The 19,064-nt window shown below is 69.7% G+C and carries 16 protein-coding genes and 3 pseudogenes; 11 read left to right on the top strand and 8 right to left on the bottom strand.

Annotation, left to right across the window (positions count from 1 at the left end; genetic code table 11):
• Positions 1–45: 45 nt before the first annotated feature.
• Positions 46–498 (top strand): flavodoxin family protein, encoded by a 453-nt coding sequence (locus tag ADL12_RS36565; protein WP_062710724.1) that lies wholly within the window; start codon positions 46–48, stop codon positions 496–498.
• Positions 499–683: 185 nt separating this feature from the next.
• The gene (locus ADL12_RS36560; RefSeq protein WP_062710722.1) at positions 684–2,627 is read left to right on the top strand and encodes a DUF1996 domain-containing protein; all 1,944 of its coding nucleotides are present in this window, start codon (positions 684–686) and stop codon (positions 2,625–2,627) included.
• Positions 2,628–2,724: 97 nt separating this feature from the next.
• On the opposite strand, the gene ADL12_RS36555 is transcribed toward ADL12_RS36560, so the two are convergent.
• Complete coding sequence (locus ADL12_RS36555; RefSeq protein WP_062710719.1) at positions 2,725–3,486, bottom strand: YqjF family protein; 762 nt, start codon at positions 3,484–3,486, stop codon at positions 2,725–2,727.
• A 57-nt stretch (positions 3,487–3,543) separates the two neighbouring features.
• Entirely contained in the window at positions 3,544–4,215 is a 672-nt protein-coding gene (locus ADL12_RS36550) for a TetR/AcrR family transcriptional regulator (RefSeq protein ID WP_062710716.1), read from the bottom strand.
• 57 nt (positions 4,216–4,272) lie between these two features.
• Between ADL12_RS36550 and ADL12_RS36545 the strand changes: the two genes are divergently transcribed.
• Together ADL12_RS36545 and ADL12_RS36540 are read left to right on the top strand one after the other, a co-directional pair.
• Entirely contained in the window at positions 4,273–4,959 is a 687-nt protein-coding gene (locus tag ADL12_RS36545) for a class II aldolase/adducin family protein (protein WP_062710713.1), read from the top strand.
• A complete protein-coding gene (locus tag ADL12_RS36540) occupies positions 4,956–5,885 on the top strand; it encodes a carbohydrate kinase family protein (protein ID WP_062710710.1) in 930 nt (309 codons plus the stop codon). The genes ADL12_RS36545 and ADL12_RS36540 overlap by 4 nt, the downstream gene beginning before the upstream one ends.
• 3 nt (positions 5,886–5,888) lie before the next feature.
• Here the strand turns inward: ADL12_RS36540 and ADL12_RS36535 are convergent, their stop codons facing one another.
• The 5 genes and pseudogenes from ADL12_RS36535 to ADL12_RS36510 form a co-directional block, all read right to left on the bottom strand.
• Positions 5,889–6,875: a phosphotransferase gene (locus ADL12_RS36535; protein ID WP_062710706.1), complete on the bottom strand. Its 987-nt coding sequence runs from the start codon at positions 6,873–6,875 to the stop codon at positions 5,889–5,891.
• A gap of 53 nt (positions 6,876–6,928) precedes the next feature.
• Positions 6,929–7,644: pseudogene (locus tag ADL12_RS58665) on the bottom strand (hypothetical protein).
• Positions 7,645–7,765: 121 nt separating this feature from the next.
• Entirely contained in the window at positions 7,766–8,380 is a 615-nt protein-coding gene (locus ADL12_RS36525; RefSeq protein ID WP_062710701.1) for a hypothetical protein, read from the bottom strand.
• A complete protein-coding gene (locus ADL12_RS36520) occupies positions 8,377–9,024 on the bottom strand; it encodes an RNA polymerase sigma factor (RefSeq protein ID WP_062710699.1) in 648 nt (215 codons plus the stop codon). The genes ADL12_RS36525 and ADL12_RS36520 overlap by 4 nt, the downstream gene beginning before the upstream one ends.
• Before the next feature lie 809 nt (positions 9,025–9,833).
• A complete protein-coding gene (locus ADL12_RS36510) occupies positions 9,834–10,865 on the bottom strand; it encodes a saccharopine dehydrogenase family protein (RefSeq protein WP_062710694.1) in 1,032 nt (343 codons plus the stop codon).
• 101 nt (positions 10,866–10,966) lie between these two features.
• Between ADL12_RS36510 and ADL12_RS36505 the strand changes: the two genes are divergently transcribed.
• The 3 genes from ADL12_RS36505 (at position 10,967) to ADL12_RS36495 (ending at position 14,076) form a co-directional block, all read left to right on the top strand.
• Positions 10,967–11,914: a helix-turn-helix domain-containing protein gene (locus ADL12_RS36505; RefSeq protein WP_062710691.1), complete on the top strand. Its 948-nt coding sequence runs from the start codon at positions 10,967–10,969 to the stop codon at positions 11,912–11,914.
• Between the two features lie 441 nt (positions 11,915–12,355).
• Positions 12,356–13,228, top strand: coding sequence for a calcium-binding protein (locus tag ADL12_RS36500; protein ID WP_244188174.1), 873 nt, complete (start codon positions 12,356–12,358; stop codon positions 13,226–13,228).
• An 80-nt stretch (positions 13,229–13,308) separates the two neighbouring features.
• Positions 13,309–14,076, top strand: a complete 768-nt coding sequence (locus ADL12_RS36495) for a class I SAM-dependent methyltransferase (protein WP_062710685.1) — start codon at positions 13,309–13,311, stop codon at positions 14,074–14,076.
• A gap of 1,180 nt (positions 14,077–15,256) precedes the next feature.
• Here the strand turns inward: ADL12_RS36495 and ADL12_RS36485 are convergent.
• Complete coding sequence (locus ADL12_RS36485) at positions 15,257–15,625, bottom strand: VOC family protein (RefSeq protein ID WP_062710679.1); 369 nt, start codon at positions 15,623–15,625, stop codon at positions 15,257–15,259.
• A gap of 64 nt (positions 15,626–15,689) precedes the next feature.
• Between ADL12_RS36485 and ADL12_RS36480 the strand changes: the two genes are divergently transcribed.
• From ADL12_RS36480 to ADL12_RS36465, 4 genes and pseudogenes are all read left to right on the top strand, one after another.
• A complete protein-coding gene (locus ADL12_RS36480) occupies positions 15,690–16,148 on the top strand; it encodes a MarR family winged helix-turn-helix transcriptional regulator (protein WP_062710675.1) in 459 nt (152 codons plus the stop codon).
• 146 nt (positions 16,149–16,294) lie between these two features.
• Positions 16,295–16,551, top strand: a pseudogene (locus ADL12_RS58660) (transporter); the annotation flags it as partial.
• Positions 16,552–16,710: 159 nt separating this feature from the next.
• Positions 16,711–17,565 (top strand): type I glyceraldehyde-3-phosphate dehydrogenase, encoded by an 855-nt coding sequence (locus tag ADL12_RS36470; RefSeq protein WP_244188176.1) that lies wholly within the window; start codon positions 16,711–16,713, stop codon positions 17,563–17,565.
• A gap of 146 nt (positions 17,566–17,711) precedes the next feature.
• Positions 17,712–18,657 (top strand): annotated as a pseudogene (locus ADL12_RS36465) (GAF domain-containing protein); the annotation flags it as partial.
• Positions 18,658–19,064 lie beyond the last annotated feature (407 nt).

The following is a 19,064-nucleotide window of genomic DNA, read 5'->3' as shown; positions in this document are numbered from 1 at the left end:
CTCCGCGGTTGCGTCGATCGGCAGCGCAACGGCAGGGTTCGGGGTGTGCCTACCTTGCTGATCGTGCATCACACCCCTTCGCCCAACTGCCAGGCCATGCTCGAAGCCGTCATCTCCGGCGCGACGGCGCCCGAGATCGAGAACGTCGAGGTCGTGCGGCGACCGGCACTGTCGGCCACGGCGTCCGACGTCCTCGACGCCGATGGCTACCTCCTGGGAACCCCGGCGAACCTCGGCTACATCTCAGGAGCCCTCAAGCATTTCTTCGACCAGGTCTACTACCCGTGCCTGGACGCGACACGAGGCCGCCCCTTCGGCTACTACGTCCACGGCGGCAGCGACGTGACCGGCGCCGTACGGGCGATCGACTCGATCACGACCGGCCTCGACTGGCGACCCACGGCACGACCCGTGACGGTGACGGGCGAGCCCGGCAAGGCCGACGTCGAGGCGTGCTGGGAACTGGGAGCCACACTCGCCGCGGGCCTCATGAACTGACCCCGGTCGTAAGGAATTTCTGTGAATCCGTGAGGCGTTTGAACACGACGCGGCTCGTCTCCGTATAAGGCCGGGGGATTTTCATGCCCTGACCGACCACGAGGCGTAGGAGTACTTCCTTGGGACGCAGCACGCGAAGACGCCCCACGGGCGCACGGCGCGCGACCTTTGCAGCGGTCGCGCTGATGTTGGGCGGCGGCGGCCTGGTTGCGGCCAACGTCTATGCCTCGGCCACCGAGGACGGCGCAGCCGATCCAGCTCGGACGCTGTCCTCCCCGGCCGGCACCATCGACTGCCCGGATGTCGGCAGCCGACTGACGGCCGTGCCGGACGGGGCGAAGGAGGACGTTGCGAAGGAACTCGCCCTCCTGGACCAGCAGATCGCCGAGGCCTACCAGCGGTTGCAGGAGTCGGCCCAGGCCATCCAGCAGGACGCCGGCTTCGCCGACAGCGCGATCATGAACCCGCTGAAGGAGAAGCGCACCGCGACGATCGAGCGCATCGCCATCGCCGTCGACCGCGAGGGAGAACGGCCCGGGGGCCTGGAGTCCCTCGCCCCCTGCACCCTGCGCGCCGCCGACAGCGGCAACGGGGACCAGGCGAACGACGGCCAGGACGAGGGCGGCGACAACGAGGCAGGCCAGGAAGGCGCGGACCAGGGCAACGAGCAGCCGGGCGCCGGCGAACAGCCCGGCAACGGCGGCCAGGCCGGCAACGGCCCCGTCGCCGCGGACTTCGCCGACATCACCGCCGTACAGCCGAACGTGCCCAGCCCGGCCGTCCAGCAGGGCGCTTCGCGCGGCACGTTCGCCACGAGTTGCGGGGTGAACGAGAACGGCCTGTTCAACTCCGACAACGTGATCGTGGCCCCCGGTGTCTCCAACGGCGCCCACCACTTCCACGACTACATCGGCAACCAGGCCAACGACGCCTTCGCGAGCGACGAGGACCTGGCGAACGCCGAGACGACCTGTGTCGACCAGGGCGACAAGTCCACGTACTACTGGCCCGTCCTGCGGCTGCAGAACGGAACCCAGGAGCAGGACGCGAACTCCCCCGGCGGCGGCATCGAGGGCAACGCCGGCAAGATCGTCACTCCCAAGGAAGTGACGCTGACGTTCGTGGGCAACCCGCGCAGCAAGGTCACCGAGATGCCGCGCCTGCTGCGTATCATCACCGGCGACGCCAAGGCCTTCGTCAACGGCACCGCCAACGCCAACGCCTCCTGGAGCTGCACCGGCTTCGAGGACCGGCAGCTGAAGGACAAGTACCCGCTGTGCCCGCAGGGCAGCGACGTGGTGCGCTCGTTCAAGTTCCAGAGCTGCTGGGACGGACAGAACATCGACAGCGCCAACCACCGCACCCACGTGGCGTTCGCGACCGCCGACGGCGGCTGCCCGGAGGGCTTCAAGGCCATTCCGCAGCTGGTGCAGCGGATCGTGTACGACGTCGACGCGCCGAGCCTTCAGGACGGCGGCCGTACGACCCCGCTGTTCGCGGTGGACTCCTTCCCCGAGCAGCTGCACAAGCCGGTCACCGACCACGGCGACTTCATCAACGTCTTCGCCGAGGACCTGATGGGTCAGATGGTCGACTGCATCAACGAGGGCCGTAAGTGCGGCGCCGGAGCCGACCAGGGCGGCGACCCGGGCGAGGAGGAGCCGACGCAGGAGCCGCAGCCGAGCCAGTCTCCCGACACTCCGCCTGGCGGGAACGAGGACCCGGAACCCGGCAACGGCGAGGACGAGCCGACTGACGCGCCGACGACTGAGGCGCCGGCGACTGACGAGCCTGCCACCGAGGCGCCCGGGACGGAACCCGCGAAGGACGACAAGCCCACCGTGTCGAGCACGGTGGCGCCCAAGTCCTACGGGACCCCGTCGGCCACGGAGGACGCCACCGCCCCGGCGCAGGGCGGCTCGGCGGACGACGCAGCCGACGCGGGAAGCACGCCCGCGCAGACGCAGCCCGCCGCGGTCGGCGAGGAGTCCGGCGGTGGAACGGAGCCGCAGGCGGTCGGGGGTGGGCTCGCAGAGACAGGCACCACGCTGTGGCCGGCCGCGGCAGGCGCGGTTCTCCTCATGGCCGGCTTCCTGCTGCTGATGCGCACGCGGCGCCGCGCCGGATGACGGCAAGGGACCGTGACGGCGCTTGACGCCGACACGGTCCGGTGGGGCTCGGACCGGTCATGGGGTCCGGGCCCCTGGGACCTGGTGGTGGTGCCGGTCACGGGGTGGGGATGCCGGCGGGGCGGGCCGGGCGGCCGAGGCGGACGGGAACGCCGGGGGAGTACAGGACGCTGACGGGGGCGGCGGTGGGGGCGGGCAGCCCGGCCGCGGTGACGAGGTTCTCCTCGCAGGTGATCAGCTCGGCGCGGTGCAGCGGCCATCGGGGGTGATGGTTGGGCAGGTACGCCGGCGGCCCGGACCCGCCGAAGAAGGCGTTGTGCATGCCCCAGCGAGCGGTGAGGAAGTGCTCCAGCTCGGTGGGCTGTTCGATGCGTTCACCGGTGCGTACGGTGATGCGGCTGAAGGCGCCGCGTGGGCCGGGCCAGCGGCGGGGGCCGGCGTAGGTGACGGTGTCGCCGGCCGCGCGGACGGTCATCCGGGACCACAGGTACGGCAGCCGGAAGCCGACGCGCCCCATCACGACCGGGATCAGCCGCGCGGCGTCCATCGACCGGAACACGACACCGCGCCGTCCATGTGCGTCGACGGAGTACAGGCGCACGTTGGTCTCGGGAAACGTCCCGAGATACGGCACCCCGGGCAGCCGCAGCCAGCCGACCCGGTGCATCCGGAAGGCGACGAGCCCGATGTACGTGACCCCGTCATGCGTGTCGGGAACGGTTCCGTTCGGCAACAGCCCCGCCACGGCGTCCGGTTCGACGGCCCAGTGGATGAAGGCGAGGTCGAGCCACTGCTGGGTGAGCAGTGGGGTGGGTATGGCGGCGGGCGCATCCGGGGTGACGGGACTGGGTTTCGGCACGACGCCAGGATGACAGAGCCCTGATCTGCCGCCGGAGGCCTCGCCGGACCTCGTCCATCACATCGTGGTCCAGCGCGTCTCATGGTGCGCGGTGATTGCGGTGAGGTACCCGCGCAGCATGCGTTTGGCCTCGTCGAGGAGGCCCGGATCACCCGCGGGGTCACGACGGAACGCCTCCTGCGCGAGGGCGTCGGCGGCCAGGAACGCGGCGTGGCAGGCGCGCACGAGTGTCTCGTCGTCCGGGGCGAGGCCGAGGGCCAGGACGACGCGCCGGATGCCGTCCGCCATCCGCTGTTTGTGCTCACGGTCCGCGGCGCGGGTCTGCTCCGTGAGGCTGCTGCCGAACCACAGGGCCCTGAAGCCGTGTTCGCTGCGGTAGATGGCGGCGTAGGCGTCGATGAGCACGCCGACGGGGTCGTCCCACTGCTCGTCGGCCGCGGCGCGGACGAGCTCGTCCATGGCCGTTTCGAGCCGGGCGAAGTAGCCGGCCGCGAGGGAGTCGATGATCGCGTCGCGGTCGGGCAGGTACTGGTACAGCGAACCGACCGAGACCTTCGCCTCCGCCGCGATACGGGTCGTCGTCAATGCCTGGACGCCTTCGCCGACCAGGACGCGTTCGGCGGCCTCGAGGACGCGGGCCAGACGGGCTCTGCTGCGCGCCTGCTGGGGAGTGCGCCGCAGGGGGACGTGCCGTGTGCCGCCGGGCTGCGGGGCTTCCGGGCTCCCCATGTGCGGCCTCCGAACATGAACGTGACTTTGTTTCAGGTTTACGTTACCGTCGCGTACATGACGGACTCAAGCTCGGTGCTGGGTCAGGAGCGCGCCGCGGTGGCCGAAGCGTGCCGCAGCCTGGGGGCGCAGGGACTGCTGATCGGCACGGCCGGCAACGTCAGCATGCGGGTGGAGGACCGTGTCGCGATCACGGCCACCGGCGCGGTGCTCGCGGGCCTGACCGCAGACCAGGTGAGCGTGGTCGACCTGGACGGAAAGGTCGTGGCCGGGGGGTTCGAGCCCACCTCGGAACTCGATCTGCACCTGGGCGTCTACCGCCGCTACGGCACCGGAGCGGTCGTGCACACCCACGCGCCGATGGCGACGGCTCTGTCCTGTGTGCTGGACGAACTGCCCTGCATCCACTACCAGTTGCTCACCCTGGGCGGTTCGGTGCGTGTGGCCCCGTATGCCACGTTCGGCACGCCGGCGCTCGCCGAGTCCGTCCTTGCGGCACTGGAGGGCCGCAGTGCCGCGCTGATGGCCAGTCATGGCGCGCTCACGCACGCTCCGACGCTCGCCAAGGCGGTCGAGCACGCGCTGCTGCTGGAGTGGGCGTGCGGCGTCTACCAGCATGCGGCCGCCCTCGGAACGCCCCGCGTCCTCGACGAACACCAGCAACTCGCGGTGATCGAGGCCGCGCTCGCCCGGAACTACGGCACCACCCACCCCGTACCGCCTGCGCAGGAGGGAAACCGATGAACGTCATCACGATGGGCGTGCATGTGCTGGACGTGCTGGTGCGGCCGGTGGAGGCGATACCCGACGGCCAAGGCGCGACGCTGGTGGAGGACATCAGAATGACCGCCGCCGGGACGGCCGGCGGGACCGCACTGACCCTCGCCAAGCTCGGCGCCTCCGTCCGCAGCGCCGGGGCGATCGGATCCGACCCCACCGGTGACATGCTGGTCCAACTGCTGGGCGCGGCCGGCATCGACACCCGGTTCCTGGTCCGTCGTACGGACACCGCCACGTCCGCGAGCGTCCTGCCCATCCGCCCCAATGGCGACCGGCCGTCGCTGCACCTGCTCGGCGCCAACATCACCTACGGCCTCGACGACGTTCCCTGGGAGGCGATCGCCGAAGCCACTCATCTCCACCTCGGCGGCCCGGAGCTGATCGGCGTCGAGACGGCCGAGCGCATCCTGTCGTACGCCAAGGAGCACGGCGTGGTCACCTCGCTGGACCTGCTCGCCCCAGGCATGCTGGGGAGTTTCGAGCAGATAGCGTCGGCGCTGCCGTATGTCGATCACATGCTGCCCAACGAGGACCAGGTCCTGGGTTTCACCGGCGAGGAGGACCTGATGGCGGGTGCGAACAAGCTCCTCGCTGCGGGTGCGGGCCTGGTCGCGGTGACCAGGGGCGGTGACGGCGCGCTGCTGGTGACCGAGGAGGGCAGCGAGAGGGTACCCGCCTTCGCGGTCGAGGTGGTGGACACGACCGGCTGCGGCGACGCGTTCTCGGCGGGCTTCGTGCGCGGTACGGGCTTGGGCCGTACTCCGTACGACTCCGCGGTCCTCGGCTGCGCGGCGGCGGCGTTGGTGGCGCAGGGGCTGGGCAGTGATCACGGAGACTTCGACCTGACCGCTGCCGACGCCTTCGCCGCGGCACACAAGCCCCGCCTGTGAGGCTCAGGCGCGGACCAGGTCCAGCGCCTTCTTCAGGTTGTACTCGGCGATGCCCGCCATGAACGCCCGGTCGGGGAAGTCCCCGTCGAGCAACCGCAACGGACCCGCCGTCAACGACAGACGCTGCGCGAGCATGTAGAGCGCGAGCCGGTCCTCGTCCAGTCCGTCCACTGCCAGCGGCCGGTAGGCGTCGTGCAGGCGGATCCGCAGAAAGACGTGCTCCCACTCGACGTCGAAGTACATCAGGCCCTCGATGTCGATCACCACAGGGTTACCGTCGGCGTCCACCAGCACATGGTCGGGCCCCAGCTCGCCGTGCACGACCGCGTACTCCGCGCGCGGCCTCACCGCCGCCGCCAGACCCAGCAGCCGTTCCTCCAGCCGGTCGCGGGCTCCCGCGATCCGCGGATCGCGCGCCGCCGCTTCGGTGAGGTCCCGCAGCGCACGGTCCAGGACGACTCCCTCGCACGAGGTGCCGCGCGAGGTGCCTCCTGCGTCGACCACGGCCACCTTGCCGTACGTCGAAGCCTGATGACGCCGCATCCCCTCCAGGGCCTCCCCGAGCCGGGCCATGACCGGGGCAGCCGCGCTCGCATCGCGCGCGAGCAGCTCCTGGAGGTTCTCGCCCCGGAGGTCCTCGACGATCGCGAGGTCGGCCGGGCCGTGGTCGCCGTCGCGGTCGCGGTCGCGGTCGACGAGACGGATCTCCGGGACACGGACGCCGAGCGCGTCCAGCCGCGCGTGCGCGGCCTCGAACAGGTCGAGCCCGAGGCCGGGCGAGAACGGGTCGGTGAGGTCGTCGTCGCCCTCGGCGGCCGGCCAGTAGTTCTCGGCCTCGTTCCACAGGTAGGCGATCACCGTCGTCGCGTCGTCCATCACCAGGCGGTACACACCCTTCTTACTGCCACCCGCGACCCGCTCGACCGCCTCCAGCCGACGCCCGCCACCCAGCGCGGCCCGCGCCGCACCCGCCAACTGCTCCCGCGTCACTGCCCTGGGTGCCACGTTCCGAACCGCCTCTCCGCCACGACAACCCGCGCACCCTACGGGAGCATCGACGGGAGTGCGATCGGTTTCTTCCGCATCCCGGCTGCCGGCCTGCGGCCCAGGGTCTGGGCCGGCGCTTCGATGTAACGGTGGGACAGCACGCACAGGGGCAGCAGCACGGCGAAGAACGCCACTTCGAGCGCGAGATTGTCCTGCGAAACAGACCGAGTAGCTGACCGTTCCCAGCGTGGTCAGCATCCCCGGTATGCGCCGGCGGCGCGACGCCAGTGCGGTGCCGAAGGTGAGCACAGCCAGCAGGAATGCGGTGCTCTGACCGTTCTCGGCACGGCAGATGGCGATCGCCATGGCGATCGAGGCAAACGCGATCAGCGGGCCGGTGCCGACCGCCCGGGACAGGGCAGAGGCCGGCAGCACGATCCCTGCAGTCACGCTCACACGGCGACTGCCGGTGCAGGCGGGTCGTGAAGAGAGCGACGACCAGCAGATAGAAGGACATCTCGTACGAGAGCGTCCACAGGACGAGCAGGAGATGGGGTGTCCCCAGTAGCTCCCGGAGCATGGTGGCGTGGGCGACAGCCACCGTGGCAGCGCTCTGCCGGCCGAGGTCACGCATGTGCGCAATGTCCAGGAAGAACAGCATGATGCCGTAACGGCTGGTGTTGAACTGCGGCATCAACTCCTGCCGGAAGTCCGCCATGAAGGTGTACGACGAGTGGTCGAACACCACGACGAGTGCGGCAATGCCACGCAACGCGTCCAGCCGGCGGACAGAGTCCTCTTCGGTGCGGTGTTGGTCGGGCTTGTCGTGGGGCCTGGCGGCCCCGCGGAACCTCCGCACCGCGGGCGGGTATGCTCTTCGGTGAATTGCCCGGTCAGTTGAGTTCCGACAGGGTGACCTTCATCGGAACGCAGGGCTCGGCCTCGCTCCTGGTCTCGTAGAGCTCGACCGCGCGCGGCCGGGAATCGCCCCTGGTGTTCTCGAAGGTCAGCACGTTGCCCCGACGCAGGCTCACGTCCCAGCCGGCCTTGAGGGGAATGATGGGCACACGGTTGCCCTGCTCATCAACTCCTACGAGCGGGGTGACCTTGCTGCGCTCGCAGACGTAGCCGGGGGCGAGTACGTCAACGGTCACGTGAATGCCCCACGGCCGAACTGCTTTCGCGAGTTCGCGTTGGGCCTCGACACTGATGCTCTGGTCCTTGACGGTGAGCGTGACACTGCCGTCGTCACGGGGCTCCACGGCGTATGCCGTCGAGTCGGTCGGCGAGCCTGGCGCAACCACCGTAGCGAGCCAGGCCGCCGCACAGACCATCGCGACGACGGCGATCCGGCGTGGGGCGAACAGACGGCGCACGGAAGCCTTCGACTTGCCCTCCTGGGTTGTGGCCCCGGCCGGCCCGGTCTGGCACATCCCGGCCTCACGCTGCTCGATCTCCCGCTTCAGCCCGTCCAGCAGCCGGTCCTCGAACGTCGTCCTCGTGCTCATGCTTCTCCCCTTGCGACGTACAGCAGCGGTGTGTCCGGCGTCTCCGTTCCCGCGGAACATGCCTGTACGGCCGTGGAATTCGTCTCGGCGGTCTGGCAGTCCGTCTCCTCCCGCAGCGCCTTGCGTGCCCGGTGCAGGCGGACCCGGGCCGTGACCTGGCGGATGCCCAGCGCGGCCGCAGCCTCGGTGACCGTGAGCTGGTCCACCGCGATCAGTTCCATGACGGCCCGCTCGCCCTCGGGAAGCCTCGCGAGCGCGGCCAGGACGAGCCGTCCCGGGCTCTCTGCGTCGAGTTTGTCCTCGATGCGGGCGATGTCGTCGGGCTCCAGCAGCCGCCGCCCGGAGATGCGCAGATCGCGTTCGGTCTCCCGGGCGATCCGGCGGCGCTCCGATGACACGACGTTGCGTGCGATGCCGTACAGCCAGGCCGTCTCGCTGCCGAGGCGCGGCCGGTAGGAGTGGGCCGAGTCGAGGACGGCGAGGAAGATCTCGGCCGTCAGGTCGGCCGCCGTGTGCGGGTCGTCGACGCGCCGGGCCACGAAACGCATCACCGCGTCCACGTGACGCCGGTAGAACTCCTCGAAGAGCTGCGGGTCACGTACGGCCGCGGCGGGCCCACTCCGTAACCGTTCCGCGTCATCCACAGGTGTCTCCTTCTCGTCAAAGGCACTTCACTTGTTCTTGGGTCGAGGCGCGAAAAGCGTTACAGAGCGAACCCGAGGACCCCGGCCCACGGCAGGCTCCTCGCGGGGCCGAGCGTCCGTCGTCGGGATCCTGCAGGGCCGGTCGCGCCGTCCCCCGCATCCCCGGTCGACACCATCGCCAGGTGGGTCATGAAGTGCTCGCGGGCGCCGCCGTGCCAGTGACACTCGCCCGGCGGCGTGCAGACGGTGTCGCCGGAGCGCATCACGATCCGAAGGAGTGCCGGTGCCAGGCGGTGGGGGAGCAGGGCGCGAAGCGCACCTTGGCCACGAGGATCCCCGACGGCTCCGCACTGGCCGTGATGGTGTCGAGCCGTAGGTCACCACGACCGCAGGGTTGGGCCGCATGCTCTCAAGCACCAGCAACGTACCGGGCGATACGGCCTGACCGGGGGCGGTCACTGGCCCGGAGTCCGTCCGGGCGGCGCGTGCGACCAGCTTGCGCAGGTGTTCGCGCTCGTGGTCGTCCATCAGCAGGGCGCGGGCCAGGGCGTCGACGACGGACGGGCCGGGGCGATTCTCGATGCCGCGCTCCAGACGGGCGTCCTGCGCGCGCCGGGCTCGTAGGAAGCGCCGCAGTTCGCTGCCGCCACCCCGTCCGCGAGCTCTGGGTGACAGCGCCAAGTCTGCTCCTGGGACCCGTGCTTCACGGAGAGCCTCGCTTGCTGCTGCGCGATGCAACTGCGCTTGCGTATCAGCGCCGACGATGCGCGCCGTGACGTCCGCGCGTCCTGCCGGGTGCGGCCGGCCTGCTACGGACGCAGCTCCAGGGAGATGTGCGAGGACAGCGCACGCAGGAAGTCGGCGGCGTCGAAGATCTCGCCGGCGGAGGCGACGCCGACCGTCCTGGTCCGTCCCGTGACGATGCGGGCCACCGCTTCCACCGCGAGCGGCGCGGTGACGGCATAGATGTCCTGGCCGCTCGCCACAGCACGCCGCTCGGTGTCACCCGAGCGCACCACGACATCGACCAGGAAGGTCTGCGTGGACCGCCCGCTCTCGTCGACCGCGGCCGGCGCCGGAGTGTCCGGGGACGACAGATCCCTGGCCGCCTCGGTCGTCATGTAGGTGCGCACTTCGGGAATGGGCAGGTGGCTGGGGATGGTGACGACGTCGGCCATCGTGAACTCCCCGATGACCTCCCGGGTGCCCATCGGCTCGGGGAAGGGCCACTTGAGGGTCGTCATGTCGTCCTGGCGGTAGTCCAGCCGCCCGTTCCGGAACACGACGCGTGCGCCGTCGCGCCGTTGCCGCGAAACCGCGCCGGCGGCCCGCGTCCCCTCCGTGGGGTGCCAGTTGTTCAGCCCGTACGCGATGTGCGCCTCGTCCGCCTCGGTCCAGTCGCCCATCGCCGCCGTGGCCAGCAGGTCGCCGAGACCGCCGTAGAAGGCCATCGCGGGGACGATCACCGCTCCGGCGGCGCGTGCCCGGTCCGCGAATCGCTCGAACGTATCGACGTTGGCCTCGATCTCGGCCGCCACGTCCACGTACGGGATCTCGGCCCGCAGGGCCGCCTCGATCAGGGGTGCGCTGGTCGTGGCGAAGGGCCCGGCGCTGTTGATGACGGCCGCCGCACCGCTGAGCGCACGGTCGAGCGACGCGGGGTCGTCGACCGACGCCGGTCTGACCTCGAGTCCGGGGTGGGACTCCGCCAGCGCCCGCAGCTTCTCGGCGTCGCGACCGGCGAGAACGGGGACGAACCCGCGTTCCAGCAGCTCCGCCACCACGAACCGCCCCGTGTGCCCGTACGCCCCGTACACCGTGACCTTGTGACCCGCTGCCATGTCTCTCTCCCCGTACTCGATTGATCGACTACGACCATCCTGGCGCGGGCGGACGCTCCACCGTGAGTGTCTGGAACGACGTGACACGTACAATTACGGACATGGCTACTGTCGTCGCGCTGGCCGTCACCGACGGAATGCTCCACTTCGAACTGTCCGTGGCGTACGAGGTGTTCGGCGGCGCCCCGGCCTCCCTGCCGGGCCCCTGGTACGACGTCGACATCTGCGGGCCGAACGCCGTGCGCTTCGGCCGGTTCCGGCTGGAGCCGGACCACGGGCTCGACCGGCTCCAGCACGCCGACACCGTGATCGTCCCGGGCTGGGCCGACGTCGACGAGGACCCACCCGACGACCTGGTCGACGCAGTGCGCGCGGCCCACGAAGCGGGCGCACGCGTGGCCTCGCTGTGCACGGGTGCGTTCGTGCTGGCCGCCGCCGGCCTGCTGGACGGCAGACGCGCCACCACCCACTGGGCACACACCGAGGCTCTGGCCGTCCGCTACCCCCGGGTGGAGGTCGACCCGGACGTCCTCTACGTCGACAACGGGACCGTCCTCACCTCCGCCGGCAAAGCCGCCGCCATGGACCTGTGCCTGCACCTCGTCCGACTCGACCACGGCACCTCGACCGCCAACGCCGTCGCCCGCCGCCTGGTCGTGCCGCCCCACCGGGCCGGCGGCCAAGCCCAGTTCGTCACCGCCCCGGTGCCCGCCCAGGACGACCACCCCCTCGCCGCCCTGATCCCCTGGATCATCGAACGACTCGACCAACCGCTGACGGTGCAGGACTTGGCCCGCGAGGCACGCATGAGCTCACGCCACCTCGGCCGCCACTTCAAAGCGGCGACCGGCACCACCCCCCTGCAGTGGCTGCTGACCCAGCGCATCCGCCGCGCCCAGGAACTACTGGAAAGGACCGACGACAGCATCGACACCATCGCAACAGCCACCGGCATGGGCACCTCCACGACACTGCGGCGCCACTTCAACCGCACGGTCGGCGTGCCCCCGGACACGTACCGCCGCACTTTCCGCTCACGGCCCCGCTGACCGTCAAGACCAGTGACGCAATGACCGGGAGAGGACGCGGACGCGGGCTGGGGAACCTGCCCCACACGACCCAGCGGACGGCTGTGTTCATCCGGCCCATCAGTTCCGGCGGTGTCACCAGCACTCCCCAGCCCTGCCAGGCAGCCGTCGCGACGACCTGCGGCGCGCTGAAGACCGGCATCGACACCCAGACGATGGAACGCTTGGCATGGTGCCCTCAGTTCTCGGCTCTCGGTACTCGCCGACATCTCCCGGCGTCTCGATTCACATAACGACTCCCGCGGCAGGTGGCGTGTCGTCTTCCCGCCCTGCCGGGGGCAACGATCGGGCCGGTTCGGCAGTCGTAGGAGTGACACACATCCGTCTCCCGCGGTCGCCGCCGCCAACGGTCGTCGCTCGTGGGGTGGTTGGCAGCAGGGTCTGCCATCCTTGGGAGGATTCATGAGCCGCTTCACCGCACCACCTGGCGACAGACAAAGCGGCGGGCGCGCCATCGCCCCGCCCATCGCCGCCGCACGCGCCGCCCTACGGCGCAAGCCCGTCGGTCGCGCGACAAACCGTGGTGTCGTGGTGGGGGCCGTCGCCGTTCTGCTGGCCGGGGTCGGCGCCTCGGCCGATGCCGCCACCGACACCGGACCCAGCGACCCGGTGGTCAGCGGTGCCACCGTCAACTCCGGACGTGACGTCATCGTGGGTATCACGCACGACGTGGTGTTCCCGGTCACGGTCACGGGATCGGATGACTCCGGCCTGTCCTTCGCCGATGTGGATCTGAAGGGGCCGCACGGCGGTTTCTACACCACCGACGCGTTCTGCGAGACCGCGACGGCATGCACGACGGTGTTCACCGCCAACGCCCACCCGGCCGCCGGCAGCGACGACCCGGTGGACCTGGCCAACGCCAACGCGGGAACATGGTCGGTCGACGCCTTGGTCGACGCCAACGACGGCGATTCCGTCTTTGCCCCCGGCGTGGGGTCGTTCGGCCTCAAGCGCGCCGCGCGGCTCACCGTCAATGCCGCACCGGAACCGGTGGCCAAGGGTGCTCCCATCACCGTCACCGGCAAGCTCGTACGGGCCAACTGGGACACCTACCGGTATGCGGGATACGCCGGCCAAGCCGTGAAACTGCAGTTCCGCCCGAAGGGCAGCAGCACCTACACCACGGTGGCCACGGTGAACACAAGCAACACCGGCACCCTGCGCACCACCGTCAAGGCGGTGAAGGACGGCTACTGGCGTTGGAACTTCACCGGCACCACGACCACCGGCCCGGTCAAGGCCACCGGCGACTACGTCGACGTAAACCTCTGATCAGGCAAGCACCACCCTGACGGACAGCAGCGCCAAAAAGATCAAGCACCAGAGGCGCGGCTCGTGTCAGGATGCTCGGCATGTCTGGTCGCGCGCTGAGCTTCGGAGTGGTGGCGGAAGCGTACGAACGGTTCCGGCCGGGGTATCCCGAGGAACTGTTCGACATGGTGATGGCATACGCGGACCATCCGGTCCGGACTGCCCTCGAGATTGGCGCTGGGACAGGCAAAGCAACCCGGCTGTTCGCTCAACGGGGGGTGACGGTTACCGCTACCGAGCCTGACGGGTCCATGCTTGCCGAGCTGCGCAAGCACGTACCGGCCAACGTCAGAACGGTGCAAGCCGCGTTCGAGGACGTGCGACCGGCCGAGCGGTACGGGCTGGTCTATGCGGCAGCAGCGCTGCATTGGACGGAACCGGAGGGGCGGTGGTCACGCATGGCCGCACTGCTGGAGCCGGGGGGTGTGTTCGCCTCGTGCGGCGGGCCATTCCGACTGGCTGACCCGGCTGTGGAGGAAGCCGTTCGCGCGGCGCGAGCACCGTTCTTGGAGAGCGACGAGATTCCATCCCCAGACGGGACGCCTCCGGGCCATGAGATGCAGTGGCCGGGTACGGAGCTGCAACGCTCAGAGTGGTTCACCGGTGTTCAACAGTCCACGATTGAACGGCGCTTGACGATGAGTGCTCGTGACTACGTTGGTCATCTCTCCACCATCTCGGCCTATCTCGTCTTGCCGATCTCGGAACGAGAGCAGGTATTCGACCAGATCATGCAGGTTCTGCCGGACAGGGTCGAGATGGCCGCCGACATTACCGTCCATCTTGCGCGTCGGTGCTACGAGGATTGATCACGACACCTCGACATGTGAGCCCGCCACTCCCAAAGCCGGCTCCGAACTGCCTCCACACACAGAACACCGCGGGCCTCCGCCCCGTCGGCCTCGAGCCTCTCGACGACGAACAACTCGCGGAACGTACACCGAGCGTGGACGGCCGTACTTCGCGCATGCCCCCAAGGCGACGTCCGCGCACGTCGGCCGCGGCCCGCCCATCAGCCCCAGCTCCGGCAGCAACAGCGTGGCCCACTCCTGAATCCGCATCCCGGCAGTAGAGGTACTGCTCCAGCTCCCTGGAGCATCACCACGGTGTATGTGCAGGAACGCATCGCCCGCCCGCACGGCTTCGAGCGTCTGGAGAACCGTCCCATTTCGGTCATGCGCTGTTGAGCTGTCCAGGGACTATCGTCCAGCGCCATGTCGATCACCGGATGGCGGGTGCACTTCACCCGCCGGGAGCTGACGTGGCCGCGTGAAGAGACGCCGTTCATGCGAGAGTTCAGCACGCTGTTTGCCGGGCTGGGTGAGCGGCTGGACGACTTCGGGTGTATCAGACGGTCACTCGGGATCTGCGGACGTTCTTCGACTTCCTGTGGTTCGCCCGGGGCGGGCTCGGCCGACGGGATGCAACGTCCGACGACCGGGCGGCGTATGAGTGGTGGCGTCGGCGGGACGAGCGGGGGCCGAGGCTGGAGGACGGTTCCTGGCACCGGGAGGTCTCCACGGTCAACCAGTTCTACCTATGGGCGATCGACAGGACCTCAGCGGTGCCGGGCGATCTCCGGTGCGGCAGGTGCCGGCAGAGGTCTCACACACAGGGCCGCGCCGGGACGTGAGGTGGCTGCCGCCGGCCTCCTATCGGCGGTGGCGGAATGTGGGACTGTGCGGCTTCGATACAGCCGAGCTGCCGCGGCAGGGTTTCCGGGGCCAGTAGGCGGCGCGGGCCGCTGCCTATGCGGGCTCGATGGTCCGTACGGGACTGCGGTTGTGTGAGCAGTCGGCGGCACCCCCAGACAACCGCAGGCATGGCACCAGTCATCAGGGTCGACCACTCGACAGAGCAACACGGCGTGGTCGGGATGCAACTGTTGGCCGACCACTTCCAAGCCGAGGTCATCGAGCCGGCAGAACGTGGCGTCACGCACGAGCCTGGGGCGCATCCGCTGATGATCGTCCGGTGGCGTTTGGTCGATCAAGCGCGGTCGTGGAGCGTGACCTGGTAGCCGTCGGGGTCGGCGAAGGTGAAGGTCCGACCGAAGGGGCCTTCGATCGGTGCGGAGACGATGGTGTGACCGTCGGCGACGAGCGCATCGTGGATGGCCTGGACGTCGGTGGCGTGGAGCCAGATCGCGGCACCGATGCCGGGCTGAGGGACGGATGCGAGGTCGGTGCCGGGAATGACGTCGCGGAGTGCGAACGCGATCGGCTTCGTCTCGAAGACGACGGCGTGCGGAGGTCCGGCCGGCGAGCGGACGAGGCCCAGGTACTGCTCGTAGAACGCCTGCGAAGCGTCGAGGTCGCGCACTTGGAGCGAGATGAAGTCGGGGCCGGTGGCGGGCATGATGACGCTCCTTCCTTGCGTGTCAGTTTTCTGACATGCATGAAACCTATGTCAGAATGCTGACATGAGTCAAGAAGGTGTCGGCGTCGACCTGGAGACGTCACTGGGCTACCTGCTCAAAGAAGCGTCGAGCGCCCTCCGCGCGGCCATGGAGGAAGTGCTGCGGCCGCTCGGGATGAGCGTGACGCACTACTCCTGCCTCGAGCTGCTGGCGCAACGACCGGGCTTGTCGAACTCCGAGCTCGCGCGCGGCGCGTTCGTGACTCGGCAGACGATGAACGTGCTACTCCAGGCCCTGGAACGAGACGGCTACGTGACCAGGCCTGCGGAGGCGCCCGTCGGGAAGGTGCTTCCCACGCGGCTCACGCCTCGCGGCCGACGAAGCCTCGAGAAGGCGAGCGCAGCTGTCCGGTCCGTCGAGGCCAGAATGCTGGCCGGCCTGACCGAGACCGAGCAGTCAGACGCGTTCCGGATCCTGCAGAGGATGATCCATTCCCTGCGTGATGACAACGAGGGTGCATAGCTCGTTCCGCGGCGCACGTCTCGTCGCGCTCGGACAGGAGTGCAGCCGATCCTGAAATCCGTGCCGGCGACCTCGAAAACCGACAGACCCCGACTGCACCCTCTACTGCGATGAGCCCGTTTCGATCTCCGGCCGAGGAGGGGAAGGTGCCGGGCCTGAAACTGTTCCGCACAATTGATAACGGCGTGGCCGAGGTTACGCCGCGTCTTGCTGAAGTCGAGGCGGATGTGCAGGACCTCGTCGAGGCGCACATGGAGACGATGCTCGGTGTGCGGTTCCTGGCGAGCGACAGAACCTGGTCCGCGACCGGCTCGGGGTCTCGGCCGCGTCCCAGGTCCTGTGGAGAGCCCCCCGGTTGATCTGTGTCGTCGGCGACTTCACCTGCCACGACGCGCACGCGGTATGCGTGCCAGCAGTTGAGCCGACGACGCCGTGTCGTTCGGGGGCTGACTGGCGCGAAAGACCTTCACATGGCTACCTGTACCCCGCCCTGCGGAATGCGCTGAATGACCGGCAGCGCTGCACTGGTGAGTCCTGGCAGGATCTGTGTACGCACGCTGTGTTGATCATCGGCCGCACGGTCGAGCACGACGACACCTCGCTCACCGTGGACGGCCACCGCATCACGGTCACCGCCGAACGCGACCTGGCTGCCCTGGCCTGGGGCGAGCTCGGCGTGGACGTGGTCATCGAGTCCACGGGCCGGTTCCGCAGCCGCGAGGACGCCGGGCTGCACCTCAAGGGCGGGGCGCGCAAGGTGGTGCTGTCCGTGCCCGGCAAGGGCGTCGACGCCACCGTCGTCATGGGCGTGAACGAGGCCTCCTACGACCCGGACAGCGACCACGTGATCTCGAACGCCTCGTGCACCACCAACTGCGTGGCCCCGATGGTGAAGGTGCTCGACGAGGCCTTCGGTATCGACAAGGGCCTCATGACCACTATCCACGGCTACACCAACGACCAGGTCGTCCTGGACGGCCCGCACAAGGACCTGCGGCGTGGCCGCAGTGCCGCCGTGAACATCATCCCCACCAGCACCGGAGCCGCCCGTGCTGTCGGGCTGATGCTGCCGGAGCTGGCCGGGAGGCTGGATGGCATCGCCGTACGGGTGCCCGTGGAGGACGGCTCGCTGACCGACCTGAGCGTGGTCCTCGACCGGCCGGCGACGGCGGACGAGGTCAACGCCGCATTCCGCGAGGCCGCCGACGGGCCGCTGAAGGGCGTCCTGCGGGTGTCCGACGCCCCGATCGTCTCCCGCGACATCGTCGGCGACCCGGCCTCCTGCGTCCTGGACGCGCCGCTGACCCAGGCCCATGGCGAGCTGGTCAAGGTGTTCGGCTGGTACGACAACGAGTGGGGCTACACCAACCGGCTGCTCGACCTCACCGAATACGTCGCCGCCCGGCTGACCGCATAGGCCGGCTCTCCACAGGTGATCCCCTTGCCGCTCCCGCTCCCGCTCCCGCTCCCGCTCCCGCTCCCGCTCCCGCGCCCTCGGCCGATACCGTGGCACCAAGCCACGACGGTCGGCCGTCGGTGCGTGAGGGACCTGGAGGATCATCGGTGGGACACTCCGAGGACGCCCGGGAGGCCCGCGTACGGCTGCCGCAGCTGAGGCTGGACGAGTTGCTGGAGGAACTCCAGGCCCGCCTGGACGCGGCCCGCGGCACCCGCCCGCGACCGGGTGCACAGCCTGCTGGAGGCGGTGCTCTCGGTCGGCCGGGAGCTGGACCTGGAGCAGGCGCTTCGGAGCATCGCCGAGGCCGCCGCGGGGCTGGTGGATGCCCAGTACGCCGCCCTGGACGTGATCGGTCCGGACGGCAGGCTGCTCTCGGACTTCCACACGGTCGGGGTCACCGATGAACAGATCGCCGAAATCGGCCACTTCCCCGAGGGCCACGGCATCCTCGGCGAGCTCATCCGCCATCCCGAGCCGCTGCGCCTGGCGAAGATCTCCGAGCACCCTGCCTCGTACGGCTTCCCGCCGAACCACCCGCCGATGAACACCTTCCTCGGCGTCCCCATCCGGGCGCGCGACCAGGTCTTCGGCAACCTGTACCTGACCGAGAAACGGGGTGGCGCACAGTTCGACGAGGAGGACGAGTCGGTCCTGTCCACCCTGGCGGTGGCGGCCGGCGTCGCGATCGACAACGCCCGCCTGTACGAGGAGTCCCGGCTGCGCGAACGCTGGCTGCAGGCGAGCGCGGAGATCACCCACAGCCTGATGTCCGGCAGCGGGCGCGGCGAGGTCCTCCAGCTCATCGCCGAACGGGCCAGAGAGATCGCCAGCGCGGCCCTCGCCGTGGTCGCGGTGCCGATGGAAGGCACCGACGCGCTCACGGTGGAGCTGGCCATGGGCCTGCACGCGGAGGCACACCGCGGGCTGGTCCTGCCCGTCGACGGCAGCCTGATCGGCCGGGCCCTCGCCGACGCCACTCCCGTCTCCAGCCCGGACGTCTCACGCGAAGAGCGCGGTGACACGGCCGGCCGCCAGGATGATGGCGAGGGGACGATTCCCGCCCGGTCCTGCGCGTTTCATTCCAGGCGCCCACGCTCGGGCCGCTGCCCGACATCCGCCCGTTCTCTGTCCTGCGTGCCGAGCTCGACCCGTGGCGCGACCGCCGCGCCGCCTGGAACGACCTCGGCCTTGCCAGCCGCTCCGGGCGCGAACACGCCGCCACCTACGACAGCGGCAGCGAGTTCGCACGCAAGCACCTGACCTCGATCAACGGCGGGCTCTCCACGTTCGATCCGGTGCTCGCCGAGGTGTCGTACGAGTGGTACTGCCCGGAGGGCGGCGCGATCCTCGACCCGTTCGCCGGCGGCTCGGTACGCGGACTTGTCGCTGGCAACGGTGGTTACCGTTACACCGGCGTCGACCTCTCCCCGTCTCAGGTGGATGCGAGGAGGACCAGG

The organism is Streptomyces regalis, assembly GCF_001509475.1.
Classification (GTDB): Bacteria; Actinomycetota; Actinomycetes; order Streptomycetales; family Streptomycetaceae; genus Streptomyces; species Streptomyces regalis.
Note: the sequence above shows the minus strand (reverse complement) of the source record. Positions and strands in the feature narration are given on the sequence as shown.

What these genes read in the sequence shown, in the direction of transcription:
- ADL12_RS36560 (WP_062710722.1), top strand. Translation starts at nt 684, where the DNA reads ATGTTGGGCGGCGGCGGCCTGGTTGCGGCCAACGTCTATGCCTCGGCC.
- ADL12_RS36550 (WP_062710716.1), bottom strand. Translation starts at nt 4,215, where the DNA reads ATGGGGAGCCCGGAAGCCCCGCAGCCCGGCGGCACACGGCACGTCCCC.
- ADL12_RS36545 (WP_062710713.1), top strand. Translation starts at nt 4,273, where the DNA reads ATGACGGACTCAAGCTCGGTGCTGGGTCAGGAGCGCGCCGCGGTGGCC.
- ADL12_RS36540 (WP_062710710.1), top strand. Translation starts at nt 4,956, where the DNA reads ATGAACGTCATCACGATGGGCGTGCATGTGCTGGACGTGCTGGTGCGG.
- ADL12_RS36525 (WP_062710701.1), bottom strand. Translation starts at nt 8,380, where the DNA reads ATGAGCACGAGGACGACGTTCGAGGACCGGCTGCTGGACGGGCTGAAG.
- ADL12_RS36510 (WP_062710694.1), bottom strand. Translation starts at nt 10,865, where the DNA reads ATGGCAGCGGGTCACAAGGTCACGGTGTACGGGGCGTACGGGCACACG.
- ADL12_RS36505 (WP_062710691.1), top strand. Translation starts at nt 10,967, where the DNA reads ATGGCTACTGTCGTCGCGCTGGCCGTCACCGACGGAATGCTCCACTTC.
- ADL12_RS36500 (WP_244188174.1), top strand. Translation starts at nt 12,356, where the DNA reads ATGAGCCGCTTCACCGCACCACCTGGCGACAGACAAAGCGGCGGGCGC.
- ADL12_RS36495 (WP_062710685.1), top strand. Translation starts at nt 13,309, where the DNA reads ATGTCTGGTCGCGCGCTGAGCTTCGGAGTGGTGGCGGAAGCGTACGAA.
- ADL12_RS36485 (WP_062710679.1), bottom strand. Translation starts at nt 15,625, where the DNA reads ATGCCCGCCACCGGCCCCGACTTCATCTCGCTCCAAGTGCGCGACCTC.
- ADL12_RS36480 (WP_062710675.1), top strand. Translation starts at nt 15,690, where the DNA reads ATGAGTCAAGAAGGTGTCGGCGTCGACCTGGAGACGTCACTGGGCTAC.